The following is a 14,573-nucleotide window of genomic DNA, read 5'->3' on the forward strand; positions in this document are numbered from 1 at the left end:
CTGTAGAAAGACCTACCTTGAATTTCTTAGCTGTTGGAGTTGTTGGACTTGGTGTTGTTGGATTAGCTTTACATCCAGCAAACAATGTTGCAACAACAGCAAAAGTTGCAACTAAAGAAATAATTCTTTTTTTGTTCATTTAAAGTTCCCTCCCATAATAAATAAATGAGTGTAGTTTATACTTTAAATTATTCTATAAAATAATTTAAAATCCTTCTAAATATTAACAAAATTTAAAAAAATATTAACATATTCTTTAAAATAAATTAAATTATATTCAATAAAATTATATTGTAAGTCTTTACATATTATACTCTTAAACTTTGTCAATGTATCTAATTTTTTTATAGGGCGTATTTTTAAGTATAATGCAATCATTTACAAAAATCAATAGATAATTAAAATTATTAGACTAGCTCAAAAATTCTGCAGTCCTTAATATCTCTCGTGCTTTTCCCAAATCTTCTGGATTTACAAGTATAATTGGTCCTGTGCATCCCATTCCACTTTCAGAATAAACTCCTGCTTTCCATAGAACCTTGCATGCATTTTCAAGTTCTAAAATGTCAATTCCAGTAATATCTGCTGTTACTACTTTTCTTGGGGGCATTTTTATCTCATCAATTGCTTCATTAGTTTTATCTTTAGTATTTTTTGCTATTATCTCCTTTAAACCGGCTTTATTAGCCTTTTTAAATTCATCTGCTGCTATATCTAAAACTTTATTTTTTGCACATTCTGCACAAAACTTTAAAGCTTCACAAATTAGTGGCGCTCCTGAAGCTCTAGAAACTATATTTATCAATTTGTTATAATTTTCGCCTACTCCTGGTCCATAACCTGCTCCGACAGTTTCGTAATCTCCACCTGTTGTAAAGGAAGAGAAGAGTTTTATAAGTAAGTTTCCCGTTAAAGAATCACAAACCATAACATCTGGTGTACCTGCTAATAGATCATTGCCTCGCATTACAGCGCCACCATCAGCCCTTAAGGAATCAGCAAATTCAATATTATAACCCTTATCTTTTACTTCTTTTAATATCCTTTCTACTTTTCTTGCTCCATCTAAGTTTAATATTCCAACTGTAGGTTTTTCTATGCCCATAGCTTTGGCTACAGCTACTCCTAAAACTGTATTTATAACCATTCCTTCTACCCTATTTACAGAGGATGTTCCAGTAGTGGTTGCAATAAGCATTTCTCTACCTCTACCTGGAGTTGTAACTTTGCCAACAGTTGAAACTCCAACTGGAAAATCAAAATGCTGGGTAACACATCCATGTAAAAGTCCTTTATCAAGCATATCCACCATGAGCTTATGGCCTTCTTCAGCTGTTTGTACCTCAACTGTTTCTAGGTTAGAACTATTTTTTGTACCTATTAGTACTACTTGAAAATCAGGATATTTTTTATTAGCCATTTCGGCTGCCTTTATCATTTCGTTAGTTCCATGCTCTGAACCAAGAATAGTTAATCCTATTCTAATCTTTTTACCAAAGCTGCCGGATTTTATTCCTTCAGATATTTCATTAAATACTTCTGCTATGATTTTATTCGCCTCTATTTTATCCATCACATCACCTCATTATTATAGAAAGCTTATGCTATTTACTCATTAAGAAGGCAGCAAAATCCTTCATTGCATCTGCAACCATAGATTTTATTTCTTCCTTAGAAACCCCACTTGCTTCTTCTTTCACACCTTTATTTTTCTCAACTACTATGGATACACCATCAAATAGGTTTGTCATCCTTCCAAGGAATAAGCTTCCTTTACCAATAATCATGAAATTGTCCATTTCACCCTTAAGCATATGCTCTCTTCCATGACCTATTATTGGAACACCAGATGGAATGTGTCCTTGGGTAGGAGCAAATCCAGGGTATCCATGTTCTATTACAAATCCAGGTAATTCCTTTCTATCCAGCTGTCCTTTCTTAACAGCAAGTGCTCCAATCATTTTATAGTTTTGAGTAGGAACATCTCCTGCTCCAGCAGGTTCTGTAATATCTGGAGTCTGCATTTCCGGTGCATATTTGTTAATGTCAGTAATCCTTAAGCCAGCTTTATCAAGAGGTTCAAGTACTAACGCTTCTAGTACTGATTGAGGTGAAGCTCCATGTCCAATTGTATGCCTTCCAATAATATCAGTTCTTAGAATTGGATTTACACCATCATCTTCAGTTATCAAAATAGCAAATCCTCCCAAGCAATCTTCTAAAACAGGAAGATTTTTCTTTACATGGTCTTTGCCATTCATACCAAGTTTAGCAGTTGCTCCACCTGCTACAATAGCTACATTCTTGTAAATTCCTGATTTAACTAGCGCTGAAGCAGTAATTATAGCATGACTAGGTCCTGCACAGAAACCTCTCATATCAGCTCCAGTAGCTCCTTTTAATCCCGCTATTTCTCCGATGGATTTTGCTATATTTCCTCCACCTCTTTGGTTCATATCTCCAATAGCTTCTTCGGAACACTCTATGACATATTCTATTTCATTTACATCCATATCTAAATCTTTAACAAGGTGCATTAATGCCAGCACTCCTGAAGCCTTAACTGATAAATTTTCAAGCATTATATGTGATGTAAGATTTTTATCAAATTCATGGGCACGTCTTATTGCACCAACTAATTTTCCACCTAAATAAAGTCCATCTGCAATATGTGTGTCAACAAGTTTTTGTATTTCTTCTTTTTCTTCACCAATTCCAAGTGCATCTGCCTTATTACTTAAAACCGGATGCTTAACAAACTTTTCTTTAACTTCAGCTGTGAAGTCTTTTTCTAATTTGACTAAGTCAAAAACATCTGATAATTTTATTAACCCATAAAACTCATCCTCCGGCATGATTTCTCCAAATTTGCCATATCTATCAGCATTATTAAGCTTATCGTTATGCCATGGTCTAGGCATTACAGCTAATTCTTCTGGAGTTAAATTGCCAATATAAGTCTGATTAGGAGCATATGCTACTACCTCTTCAAAACTTCTTAAATGCCCTTTTATTTGCTGTAAATATTCTGAATTAGGATTTGTTTCTCTTTCTAAGGTTTGGGTAGTTCCATTATGAATAACCATGTCTGGAGTATTAACTAATATATAGGATGCTTTTTTAATTACTGGAAAGCTCATTTTTATTCCTCCTTTTAGTCGGAAGCACTGAGCAATTAAGCTCTCTCGCTTCCGCTCAAAAATTGCTCGTAAATGTCCATTTAGGACATTTACCTCATTTTAGTCGGAACACGGGGTAGTTTAACCTCGTTCGCTCCGCTCAAAAATTACCCGTCAAAGTCCATTTAGAACTTTAACCTCCTTGTATTCCTTAATAAAAAAGGAGAAGCTGGAGAATGTTTTTTCATTTCTCCACTTCTCCTTTCTTGAATCTATAAATGTATTTTAGTCTTCAAAAACTTTTTGTCCATCCACTGGAGTTTGTAGAGCTACTAGTGCTTTCTCTACTAATCTCTTTCTTAATTCATACTCATCCTTTTTATCTAGATTTGGATTTCCTAGAGGGTGAGGTATAGCTATAGTAGGAACTATTCTATTAGCTCCAACAGTAATAGATATTGGAACAACTGTACACATATGAACTACAGGAAGACCTGCTCTTTCAATTTCTTTAACAAGCGTTGCACCGCAACGAGTACAGGTTCCTCAGGTGGAGGTTAATATAACAGCCTGAACTCCATCTGCTATTAATTCTTTTGCAATTTGTTCACCAAATTTCTTTGAGGAAGCAACTGCAGTTCCATTACCAACTGTACTATAGAAATATCTATGAAGAGAGCCAATTTTGCCTTCTTTCTCAAATTCTCTTAGTACATCTACAGGAATTACTCTGTCATTATCTGCATTTGCATAAGTAGGATCATATCCGCCATGAGCAGTTTCATAGGTTTCAGCTGTTAAATCATACACACCTTCAATATCATACTTCCCGAATTTAGAAGCACTGGAGGATTCAATATGATCTGGATTTCCCTTTGGTACAGTACCTCCAGAAGTTACTATTGCAATTTTTGCTTTAGTAATATCAGCTACAGGAGGATTAGGTTCTACTCTGTCAAACACAGGCATTTTAAATTCTGTAGTAAAGGCTTCATTGCTTAATTTTTTTATAAGCATATCTACCGCTCTTTTTGAGCCTCTTTCTTTTGCAAAGAAATTTTTTCTAATTCCTCTTTCAATGTATCCTTCTTCTGCTGGAGCTCCTATTTCTTCCTTATTAGCTAGTTTTAAAGCTAAGTTAGCAATCTTAGGAAGTGCTTCTCTCATTCCAACAGCACTATTTTTTGTTTCAACGATATAAATATGTTTTTTATACATATCTGCGCCAGGGTTTTCAATATACATTGCACTTAAAGCAGGGATATTTAAGTTTTCTTCTACAGCTGCAGCTATATTTCCACAAGCAACTCCATATCTGCCAGCATTAAAAGCTGGTCCTGCTATAAATATATCAGGGCTAAATTTCTTAATCATCTCAATGATTTCAGTCTTTGCTGCTTCCACATTTTCATTAAAATATGAATCCCCGCAAATTACTGTAGCAACTATTTCAGCACCCTTTGCTTTTAATAGGCCATTAAGTCCCATACCTGGTCCTATAAAGCCCTCTCTAACCTCAGGTTTTATATCAGCTTTTTCTTCTCCGCCTATACCAGCGTAAAATTGATTAATATAGTGGACAACACGTATCAAGTGTGCTCCCCCCTTTCGGAGTATTTTTATTTATTTGTATTGAGAAAATTGATCTCTAACATTCTTAACTTCACTTACTATAGCGTCTACGTCAAGAACCATTTCCATCATACCGCATTGTTCATCATAAACAGCAGCATCACATTCATCTTTTATTTCTGGTTCTACAACATGATAAACTGCAAGTCCTAAAGCTATACCAGCTAGTGGTCCTGCGTAAGTAGGATCTCCTGCAGCAACAGTTTCAGCTGATAATCCAGATGCTTCAGCTTCTGCACCTCCGATAACAACTACTACATTTTCTGCACCATGCTTTTCAGTTAAATCTTTAACTCTTTGTTGGATCTCCAGATCCATTGCACCTGCGGCTGTTCAAACAAAGCATTCTGTTGATGCAAATATAACCTCTGCTCCTGCAGATTTAACACATTCTTCTATAGCTGGTCCTGGAATTCCGTCTCTATCGCCAATAGCAATAACCTTTTTGCCTTTTAACATAATATCCTTCCTTTCAATCAATAAAATTTTTATCTATAATTAATATCCTTTAGCGGTAAGGTAATTGAATCCTACTTCACTAGTAGCTCCTGTAATAACCTGAATTTCAGCATTAATTGAGCCATCTTCTCTTAAACTTCCTACGTATCCCCCAGCAATAATATTAGCTGCTTCAGGGTGTCCAATAACCTTTTTCATTGGGGGAAGTGTTATTACTTCATTTGCATTACCACCTGTTACAACTGCATCACCTTTAGGAGTAGAATCTGCAAGTGATTGTGAACTTCCATCTCTTCCTGCATATTCATCAGTTACTAGAACTGTCTTAATACCTTTTTCTGTTATCTTGTTGCAGTTCATTACAAGGTCAGCATCTGGATTACCAAAACCCTCTTCAGATATAATAACAGCATCAGCTCCTAAAAATTCAACTAATTTTGCCGTCATATCAGAGGATCTTTGCTTATCAGCTAGATAAACATTTTCGTTGGTAATTATGCAGCCAAGGAAATTATAATCTTTACCATGTCTTTCATATAGATCTTCTATGATAGGATGATTTAAGTGTACATAAGTTGGATTTTTATCGCAGGCAGAAACACAGTTACCACTTACAATAGCTCCATCAAATACTTCTGTTGGATAGATAAATGTAGGAATAATTTTCTTTGCATCAACCCCATATACATAAGTATCATGTAATAAGCCTTGAGTTTGAAGCATGTATACATATACTACCTTTGGAAGTTCAGGATACTTCTTTACTTGTTCAAGAATAGGTAAAGTTTCATATACCTTTACTTCATCAGGTTCAATATTTTTCCCGGCTTTTCCTAGGTATGTTGCAGCTTTAAAGCCAATAATTCTAATTGCTTCTTCATGTTCATGCTGGAGGACTCCCTCTTTAGGCTCGCAAATTACAACCAAGTTATTAGTTTTTGAAAATGGTGTATACTTTGCACCTTCACCACTCATGTCGATTATGCCTTCTTGAAAACCTACTATTTTACCAGTAGTAACAACAGCAGCACCTTTTAGTACATGAGTTCTTCCTGAGCCAACAGTGTCAACCTTATTTATGAAGCCAGGAAATATTCCACCCTTTCCTTCTGTCTTAACTCTAGGTTCTATAACATCTTTTACAGGTATAATTCTGGTTTCCTCACCAGGCTTTGCAATATCAAAGTTAATAGATTTAATTCTATCATCTCCACTAACTTCATTTAATAACTCTTCTTTATTTACATAAAGAACTCCGTTTTCAACCTTAGTTTCAGCTCCAAATTGAAGATCCTTTATATAAATTTTACCAAGTTCTAAACGCAAAGCTGTCACCTCCTTATTAAAATAAATTTATAATTAACAATTAATAATTAAAAATTAGTAATTGTAATTCATTATTGCATAAGTATAGAGATAGTTTGTTAATTGACAAATTATCTTTTATATATTTTGAACAATGAAAGTTAAATAGTTATGTTTTCATTGTTCATTTTTTATTAACTATAGTGTTTCATAAACACTTTTTATAAATTCTTCTACATCATCTAAGCTGCTTATTTTGTCAGGAGTAATTGAGCTGACCTTTTCGCCATTTTTGTAAATTATCATTGTTGGAAGACCTAATACCTTTTGACCAATTGCAAGCCTTCTAGCACTGCTTATATTAAGACTTGAAAATTTTATTTTATCACCATATTTATGTTCCAATTCATGTACTCCAGGCATAAGTTCCTTGCAGATCTCACATTTATCTCCCCAAAAGTCAACAAATACTGGCATCTCAGCGTAATTTAATACCTCAGTCTCAAAATTATCCTTGTTTAATTCTAACATTTTCTTTTCCTCCTTTTAGTCGGAACACTGAGTAGTTTAAGACTACTCGCTTCCGCTCGCAAACTACCCGTAAAAGTCCATTTAGGACTTTTACCTCCTAAATTTCACTAAATTCATTTTCCAAATAATGTTCTGCATTAGTTGCAGCTATTGCTCCATCTGCAGCAGCTGTAATAACCTGTCTTAAGGACTTTCTTCTAACGTCACCGGCAGCAAATACTCCAGGTACATTAGTTTTCATTTCTTCATCAGTAATTATATACCCAGTTTCATCTAAATTTATTTTGTCTGTGAAAAGTTCTGTAATTGGCAGATAGCCTACAAATACAAAACATCCATCAACCTTTAAATCACTAGCTTCTCCTGTCTTTACATTTTTAAGTACAAGCCCTTCTAATATCTCATCTCCGTTAGCTTTTTCAACTACGGAATCATAAATAATATTTATTTTAGGATTGTTAAAAACTTTATCTTGTATGGATTTTGCTCCTCTAAATTGATCTCTTCTATGAATGATTGTTACATTTTCTGCAAACTTGGTTAAATAAATAGATTCTGTAAGTGCAGAATCACCACCACCTACAACTGCAACATCCAAGTCTGTGAAGAAGTCAGCATCACAAGTTGCACAATAGGATACGCCCTTACCCCTAAGTTCTAACTCATTTTCGAAACCGGCAAGTCTAGGATACGCTCCTGTTGCTATTATTATTGTTTTAGCTTCATATGTTTCTTTCTTACCTATAAGCCTTTTGATTTTTCCAGAAAAATCAACTTCAGTTATTTCATCTTTAGCAAATTTAGTACCAAACTCTTCTGCTTGTTTTCTCATTCTTTCAATTAAAGATGGTCCAGTACAATCCTCTACAGAACCTGGATAATTCTCAAGTTCATCAGTTGTTGCTGTCTGTCCTCCAAATTTTGCTCTTTCAATAAGTAATGTGTCCATTTTTGATCTTGCAGCATAAAGACCTGCTGATAAGCCTCCAGGCCCGCCGCCAATTATTATTGTATCGTAAATATGTGCCATGTACTTACCTCCTATAAATATTAATTAATAGCATTATATATAATATCAAAGTCTATTAATTGGAAATCTTTCAATATGCTCTCATTCCAATTAGGAATGCCAAAATCCTTCATGAACTTATTAGTAGTGCTGATACTATTTTCTATTAGCTCTAAGGATTCCATATCTATATTATTTTCCTTTTGTTTAGATATTATAATCGTTCTAAAAGGCATTTCATTTGGTTTAATGCTGCTTATTAAGGGATGTGTTAGAAGTCTATGATTATTATGAACATAGTCTCTAGCCTTAATTAAAACATCAACAGCTTTTCCTTTAATGAAATTAACAGAAAACTTATTTCCTAAATTTTCTTGTACCAAGGTATTATTGGTTATAACAATAATTGATTCAATCATACATTATTCTCCAAGTTATGTATAGGTTTTCAAGAAAAATATAAAACATTTCTTGTATAATCAGAAAACAAAAAAGACAAAGTACAAAGCCTTAAGCCCTTGTACTCTGTCTTTTAACCTGAGAGATTTACTCCTTCGGTGATGAACTTCTAATTTAAATAGTTCAAGCTTTCCAGAGATATGTCCGCTTTCGATACTTTTGCCTGAGAGCTTCACAGGTTTTAGGCTTTCCTGCTTATTCCTTCGGCTATCATAAATGATTATCTCTCGAAAGTTTCATCCATCAATATTATATAGGTATTATTTCCTTAATGCTATTATATTATATATATAATAAAATTGCTATAGTTTTTTGAATTAATTTCTATCAAATTCTATGAATACTGAATATAATATTTCAGAATTAATAATTCTCAATAAAAAAAATACCACTGGCACCACTTCCTGAATGAGTACCAACTACACATCCTACCTCACATTCAACAAAGTCCCTGCTCTTAAATACCAAATTTTCCTTTAAAACCTCATAGACGTCCTTATTCTCAACTTGCAGTAAAAATGATGGTTCATGGTCCTTGATACCTTTTTGTTCAATAAAATCCACTATGGTCTTACTTGCTTTTTTGCTTCCTCTAACCTTGTCCATTACAGCTATTTCCCCATTTTTTATCTCTAGAATAAGTCTTAATCCTAATATGCTGCCAACCATTCCTGCAGTTTTTGAAAGTCTGCCTCCCTTAACTAGGTTTTCTAAGCTTTCAAAGGATAATGCACTTTTTACATGTGGAATAATTTCTATAAGCTTTTTATTTATTTCCTCAAAAGAGTAATTTAATTCCCTTAAAATACAAGCTTTATAAACTAAAAGGCCAAGGCCCGAAGTAACATTCAAACTATCTATAACAAAAATGTCTTCGCTTTGCAGCATATCTTTAGCTATACATGCTGACTGGTATGTCCCACTCATCTTAGATGAAATATGTATTGAAAGAATTTTATAGCCTTCTTCTAAATATTTTTTATAGCAGTCATAAAAGCTTTGAGGATTGATTTGTGATGTAGTGGGAAAAACATCGTAAGTTTTTATTTTATGTAAAAATTCAGGGAGTTTTATATCTACTCCATCTCTATAAGCTTCATTTCCAAAATGTACTGTAAGGGGGAGTACCTCTATATCATATTTATTTATAATATCTAATGGCAAATCAGAGGTACTATCTGTAACTATTTTAATCTTATTCATTTAATTTCTCCTCCTACTTCATGTTTGGAAAGTTCATTTGTCTTAATGCTTCATAAGCTAGTATCGCAGCCGTGTTGGATAGATTTAATGAGCGAGTACTTGTTTCGAGCATTGGAACTCTAATTAATTTATCTAAGTTGTCATTCCGTATGCAATCGGGCAACCCAGCAGTCTCTTTTCCAAATATAATAAAATCGCCCTCTTTATAACTAACTTCGGAATAAAACTTTTTGCCTCTTGTAGTAGAAAAATAGAAATTTCCTTTTGGATACTTTTTTCTAAAATCCTCATAAGATTCATGTACTTCCATATCCAAATATGGCCAGTAATCTAGTCCAGCTCTTTTTAAATGTTTCTCCTCAAGGCTAAAGCCAAGTGGTTTAATAAGATGTAATTTAGAATTAGTTAATACACAGGTTCTAGCAATATTTCCTGTGTTTTGTGGAATTTCAGGCTCAAACAAAACAATATTCAAATTCAAATTTATTTCCAACTCCTCAATAGTTTTTTAAATCTTTAATACTTATATTATCTTATTAATGAATTCTAGTAAAGTAAGCTATTAATTATGTAAAATTAGTTCATCAATAGCTTTTGCTACCCCGTCATCATCATTTGTGGAAGTAACGTAATCTGCAGCATCTTTTACGAATTCTTCAGCATTTCCCATTGCCACACCCGTCCCGGCATATTTAATCATAGATAGGTCATTTTCATTATCACCAATGCACATTATCTCTTCTTGTTTTAGATTATAAAAGCCCGCCAAAACTTCTACGGCTCTTCCCTTAGAAACCCCTTTATTCATTACCTCAAAATTATTCTTATTAGAACTTACAACTTCTAGTTCCCCATTACTTTTCAGCTCTTCTTTTGCCGCCTTAACTTTTTCTATATCTTCGTCAATACAAATACATTTCAATATTTCATCTTCATATTTATCAAATATCAAATGCCAATCATCAATAATTTGTATATCTATTTGCCTGTTCTTTGGCAGTGTTTTATTCATATAAGCATAGCTTTTTGATGAATATATTAATTTTTCTGTAAAAACAGTAGTTGGAGAATTAAAATGCGGATAAATTTTATATTTCCTAAGAATCTTTAAAACTTCTTCACATTTTCTCTTACCAAGTACAGCTTTATATATTATTTCATCTCTGTCCTTTTCACGAATGTAGGATCCATTTGTAGCAATGATTGGAACCTTTATCCCTATTAAATCAGCAAAGTATCTAGCAGAAGTGAATATTCTTCCTGTACAAATAGTAACCTTTACACCTTTGTCATGTGCTTTATTAATTGTATCTAAGTTTCTTTTACTAATCTCACCTTTGGTATTTAGAAGTGTACCATCCATATCCATACATAACAGCTTAATCATATTTAAATATCTGCCTCCTCCGTAAGTTCATATGTATTATATATTATATCAAAAATATTCTTTCAAAACAAAAACACGGGAATAACCCGTGTTAAATTAGTTATTATTTTTCTGAAAATATTTAATAACACCTTTGGCTATATTATCTCCAAAATTTTTAAGAACATTATCTTGAGTTAATTTATTTCTATCTTCAGTATTACTTATAAATCCACATTCTAAAAGTACACTAGGTATATTGCTATATCTTAATACAGCAAAGTTCTGTCTGAGAATCCCTACATTCTTCCAAGAATCACTTTTGACAAGTTCACTTTGCATAGTTCTTGCGAGTCTAATTCTTTCTTCAGTTTGAAACCCGTTAGGATCATAATAATAACTAGAAACACCACAGTATTTACTCTCTTTGTTCTCATTAACATGTACCGATACAAAAATATCAGCTGAAGATGAATTTGTAATATCTCCAATTTCTTTAAGTGCCAATAGTTTGTCTTCATCTCTTGTTAAAAGTACTTTAATGCCGCTGAATTCAAGCTGCTGAGCAGCATAATTTACAATCTTCAGATTAATATCCTTCTCATATATACTGCCGTAATTAGCGCCCTTATCAATGCCGCCGTGGCCTGGATCAATTACAATACTATGAGTGAAAGGCTTGTCCACTTTTGAAATAAGAACAATAATATTTTTCTTATTGTTCCTATCAATACTTACAAAGTTATTATGCTCCAGCATTTTTTTAATCTTTAATATATAACCATCATTTGTAGTGCTATAACCAAGATCCTGGTTTTGTATTTTCTTGTCTCCATTAAGATTTATACCTTTTGCCTCATCCTTTTTTAAATAGATGTTAATATAATCTTTATTGTCTTCTATGTTTAGTTCATCCATTTCTCTAGTGCAGCTAATAATGTACCTTTTAAAATAATTATTTTCTGTTATAGAAATGTTTCCCTGGCTGCCGGCAGCTAATACCATTTTAATAACTTGAGCATTGCTTGTACTATGTATACGGATGCTAATTGCATAAATCAAATTAATACTTATAGCTAAAAAAACAAAACATCTAAAAGCTAATTTTTTTATACTCTCTAGTTTATTACTCATATCCCACCTTCCAATTATGTTTATTTAAATTAATACCACCGATAAATACATATCAGTGGTAAATATATTTTAAATGGTGCAGAAGATGGGATTTGAACCCACACGTGGTTAAACACTGGCTTCTGAGACCAGCCTGTCTGCCAATTCCAGCACTTCTGCGTTATGCGCTAATATTATTAATTCTCTTATATAATATCATAATTTTGTTTCTAATTAAAGAGATTTTACCTATATAATAATATTTTTTTATGAAATAAATAAATTTATTTTGTCTTTTTACTAGGTAGCCTTCAATAAATTTGAAAAAGTCTTTCCTGTTAAATTCCTGCACACCTATGCCACCGAAATATTCGCCATAGGCTAACTTACATATTTCCTTTAACTTTAATGAAAGTACAGAATCTAATGAATTAATAAACTCCATATCTGTAACAGTTTCTGGCTTTTTAATACCTAAAGCTTCAACTCTTTCTAAAGAATATTTATATAGAGGAATTATACTAGGCATAGAAAGTAAAGCATGTTTCTTAATCTTAAAGAGAAAAATAAATAGTAAGTTTACTAATATAATTAGTAAAACCGCATAGATAATATACAATACATTTTGACTTATTCCTTTATATGATGTACTGGCACCAATATCCCCAGCCACTTCTTTTGCTCCTTTACTTGGAGTCTGTGGTTTGTTATTTGTATTACCATTTTGTATAAAAATACTGCCTTTATCTGCCTCTTCTTCCTTGTGAACGTAATCAACAGCATTTGGAACAGCATCAACAGTATACCAGAGCCCTGCAGTTGGTGTCTGCATGTAAAGAACCTCTGTCCATGCATGGGCATCTTCATTTTTAACCTCATAAAGGCCATTGCTGTCTTTATCATCTGCCATTTTAAAGCCTTCCACATATCTTGCTGGAATGCCTGCAATTCTACACATAATTGTTTCTGCTGTAGCGAAGTAAGTGCAGTACCCTTTTTTTTCTGTAAATAAAAAATAATCAAGAAATTCCTGCCCATCTGGTACATTTGAAACTTTTAGAGTATATTTGTAATTTAATTTTAAGTATTTATTTATTGCTTGAATCTTTTCATAATTATACTTTTTATCTTTTGTAAGCGAATAGACTAAATCATATATTCTTGAGCTTAGATTATCTGGCAGCTCTAGATATTTCTTATACCATTCATTATAATAAAGAGTTCCTACTTCAATTTTATCAGTACTAATCCCATAATCATGGATACTTAAACCGTAGTTATTTAATTTATAAAAACTAATTTGATATGGTTTTTTAACAACGCTGCTTGTTACAAAGGTTGGAATATCATCATAGAAGATATTACCTTTATCTACTACTGCATTATAAGAATATTCAGGCGTAAATAAAGTAGAACTGTTTAATCCTTCAGGATATATTGTTAAAGAATTACTTTCACTTGTAAAGTTTCTAGAAAAATTATTTTGAAACATAGAGATATTCTTATTACTCTGCAGATAATATTTAACATCACTATGGGACCAAGTAAATCCATTATAAAAGTCCTTCACATCACCTTTAAGATAATATTTAGCATCACTTTTAACCTTAAAAGCAAGGTTTTTATCAACTGTCACCGGCCCTCCAAGTTTGTTTGCGTTTTTGTTATAACCGGAAAAAGTTAAATCATATTTGAGTTTTACTGCCTTACCTGTATCTGCATCACCATTTTCTACATATTTATTTATGAATTTTCCTTTTATATCTGCACTGTACTTTCCTTTAAAGTCCTGGGGAAGAAAATCAGTAATACCAGCAATTATAACGCATAAAACGATGGTATATAGAAAAATTCTTTGACTTTTAATATTTACTTTTACACCTTTTTTATTTAATTTTCTAACATTTTTCTTAAAGGAATTAATACAATAAGTAATTAATGTAACCAAAATATAATAAAACAAAAATTTTTTAATTTCTTCAGTATATCCAAGATACCATAGTGTAGTTATTATGGCGAAATTAAAGATTAATATTGAGTTTAAGAGTCCTTTTGTAGTAAAAAAGATTATTAAAAAAATAATCGTGGGCAGTATTAAAATAAAAAGAGGTTTATAGGATATAAAGTTTGTAGGCATTGCCTGGCTAACCAAATCGTTAATATATATAATATTATTAATAATCTGTTCCTCAATTAGCTTTATTATATAGCCATTATTTAGAAAATAATATATTCCAGCTCCAAGTATTACAGCTAAAGTAAAAAGGAATTTGAAAATTTTTTTCTTAAGAACACTGTGACAAAACCAATATACTATAAAGCCTATTAGTATCAACATACATACGTATAAATAATTAAAATTTTCTATTTTGTAGCA

Annotated in this window: 13 protein-coding genes, 1 tRNA gene and 1 riboswitch; all 14 genes read right to left on the reverse strand. The window is 32.4% G+C overall.

Annotated features, from left to right (window positions below; translation table 11 throughout):
• Positions 1-412: 412 nt before the first annotated feature.
• The 14 genes from grdD to ACJDUG_RS14775 all read right to left on the reverse strand — a co-directional run bounded on the left by grdD (position 413) and on the right by ACJDUG_RS14775 (position 14,534).
• The gene (grdD, locus tag ACJDUG_RS14710; protein ID WP_406770632.1) at positions 413-1,573 is read right to left on the reverse strand and encodes a glycine/sarcosine/betaine reductase complex component C subunit alpha; all 1,161 of its coding nucleotides are present in this window, start codon (positions 1,571-1,573) and stop codon (positions 413-415) included.
• A 31-nt stretch (positions 1,574-1,604) separates the two neighbouring features.
• Positions 1,605-3,140, reverse strand: coding sequence for a glycine/sarcosine/betaine reductase complex component C subunit beta (grdC, locus tag ACJDUG_RS14715; RefSeq protein WP_406770633.1), 1,536 nt, complete (start codon positions 3,138-3,140; stop codon positions 1,605-1,607).
• A 264-nt stretch (positions 3,141-3,404) separates the two neighbouring features.
• Entirely contained in the window at positions 3,405-4,712 is a 1,308-nt protein-coding gene (gene grdB, locus ACJDUG_RS14720; RefSeq protein ID WP_406770634.1) for a glycine reductase complex selenoprotein B, read from the reverse strand.
• 30 nt (positions 4,713-4,742) lie between these two features.
• Positions 4,743-5,210: a glycine/sarcosine/betaine reductase complex selenoprotein A gene (gene grdA / locus ACJDUG_RS14725; protein ID WP_406770635.1), complete on the reverse strand. Its 468-nt coding sequence runs from the start codon at positions 5,208-5,210 to the stop codon at positions 4,743-4,745.
• Positions 5,211-5,249: 39 nt separating this feature from the next.
• The gene (locus ACJDUG_RS14730) at positions 5,250-6,536 is read right to left on the reverse strand and encodes a glycine/sarcosine/betaine reductase component B subunit (RefSeq protein ID WP_406770636.1); all 1,287 of its coding nucleotides are present in this window, start codon (positions 6,534-6,536) and stop codon (positions 5,250-5,252) included.
• 177 nt (positions 6,537-6,713) lie between these two features.
• Entirely contained in the window at positions 6,714-7,046 is a 333-nt protein-coding gene (gene trxA, locus ACJDUG_RS14735; RefSeq protein WP_406770637.1) for a thioredoxin TrxA, read from the reverse strand.
• 97 nt (positions 7,047-7,143) lie between these two features.
• Positions 7,144-8,076 (reverse strand): thioredoxin-disulfide reductase, encoded by a 933-nt coding sequence (gene trxB, locus ACJDUG_RS14740; RefSeq protein ID WP_406770638.1) that lies wholly within the window; start codon positions 8,074-8,076, stop codon positions 7,144-7,146.
• A gap of 20 nt (positions 8,077-8,096) precedes the next feature.
• Positions 8,097-8,474: a GrdX family protein gene (locus tag ACJDUG_RS14745; protein WP_406770639.1), complete on the reverse strand. Its 378-nt coding sequence runs from the start codon at positions 8,472-8,474 to the stop codon at positions 8,097-8,099.
• A 181-nt stretch (positions 8,475-8,655) separates the two neighbouring features.
• A riboswitch (glycine riboswitch) is annotated at positions 8,656-8,754 on the reverse strand.
• 123 nt (positions 8,755-8,877) lie between these two features.
• Positions 8,878-9,717, reverse strand: coding sequence for a DegV family protein (locus tag ACJDUG_RS14750; protein ID WP_406770640.1), 840 nt, complete (start codon positions 9,715-9,717; stop codon positions 8,878-8,880).
• A 13-nt stretch (positions 9,718-9,730) separates the two neighbouring features.
• Positions 9,731-10,198, reverse strand: coding sequence for a tRNA (uridine(34)/cytosine(34)/5-carboxymethylaminomethyluridine(34)-2'-O)-methyltransferase TrmL (gene trmL, locus ACJDUG_RS14755; RefSeq protein ID WP_406770641.1), 468 nt, complete (start codon positions 10,196-10,198; stop codon positions 9,731-9,733).
• 81 nt (positions 10,199-10,279) lie between these two features.
• Positions 10,280-11,104 carry a Cof-type HAD-IIB family hydrolase gene (locus ACJDUG_RS14760; RefSeq protein ID WP_406770642.1) on the reverse strand — a complete coding sequence of 275 codons (825 nt, stop codon included), beginning with the start codon at positions 11,102-11,104 and terminating at the stop codon, positions 10,280-10,282.
• A gap of 96 nt (positions 11,105-11,200) precedes the next feature.
• The gene (locus ACJDUG_RS14765; RefSeq protein ID WP_406770643.1) at positions 11,201-12,217 is read right to left on the reverse strand and encodes an N-acetylmuramoyl-L-alanine amidase family protein; all 1,017 of its coding nucleotides are present in this window, start codon (positions 12,215-12,217) and stop codon (positions 11,201-11,203) included.
• Between the two features lie 74 nt (positions 12,218-12,291).
• Positions 12,292-12,376 (reverse strand) — tRNA-Leu (locus ACJDUG_RS14770).
• Position 12,377: 1 nt separating this feature from the next.
• Positions 12,378-14,534 carry a transglutaminase-like domain-containing protein gene (locus tag ACJDUG_RS14775; protein ID WP_406770644.1) on the reverse strand — a complete coding sequence of 719 codons (2,157 nt, stop codon included), beginning with the start codon at positions 14,532-14,534 and terminating at the stop codon, positions 12,378-12,380.
• Between the last annotated feature and the right edge of the window lie 39 nt (positions 14,535-14,573).

Origin of the sequence: Candidatus Clostridium stratigraminis, from assembly GCF_045310675.1 — a bacterium.
In the GTDB taxonomy this organism is placed as follows: domain Bacteria; phylum Bacillota; class Clostridia; order Clostridiales; family Clostridiaceae; genus Clostridium_AT; species Clostridium_AT stratigraminis.

Excerpts from the sequence above, each read along its gene's own strand:
- ACJDUG_RS14775 (WP_406770644.1), bottom strand. The coding sequence starts at position 14,534 with ATGTTGATACTAATAGGCTTTATAGTATATTGGTTTTGTCACAGTGTT.
- trxB (WP_406770638.1), bottom strand. The coding sequence starts at position 8,076 with ATGGCACATATTTACGATACAATAATAATTGGCGGCGGGCCTGGAGGC.
- grdD (WP_406770632.1), bottom strand. The coding sequence starts at position 1,573 with ATGGATAAAATAGAGGCGAATAAAATCATAGCAGAAGTATTTAATGAA.
- ACJDUG_RS14750 (WP_406770640.1), bottom strand. The coding sequence starts at position 9,717 with ATGAATAAGATTAAAATAGTTACAGATAGTACCTCTGATTTGCCATTA.
- ACJDUG_RS14745 (WP_406770639.1), bottom strand. The coding sequence starts at position 8,474 with ATGATTGAATCAATTATTGTTATAACCAATAATACCTTGGTACAAGAA.
- grdC (WP_406770633.1), bottom strand. The coding sequence starts at position 3,140 with ATGAGCTTTCCAGTAATTAAAAAAGCATCCTATATATTAGTTAATACT.
- ACJDUG_RS14760 (WP_406770642.1), bottom strand. The coding sequence starts at position 11,104 with ATGATTAAGCTGTTATGTATGGATATGGATGGTACACTTCTAAATACC.
- trxA (WP_406770637.1), bottom strand. The coding sequence starts at position 7,046 with ATGTTAGAATTAAACAAGGATAATTTTGAGACTGAGGTATTAAATTAC.
- ACJDUG_RS14765 (WP_406770643.1), bottom strand. The coding sequence starts at position 12,217 with ATGAGTAATAAACTAGAGAGTATAAAAAAATTAGCTTTTAGATGTTTT.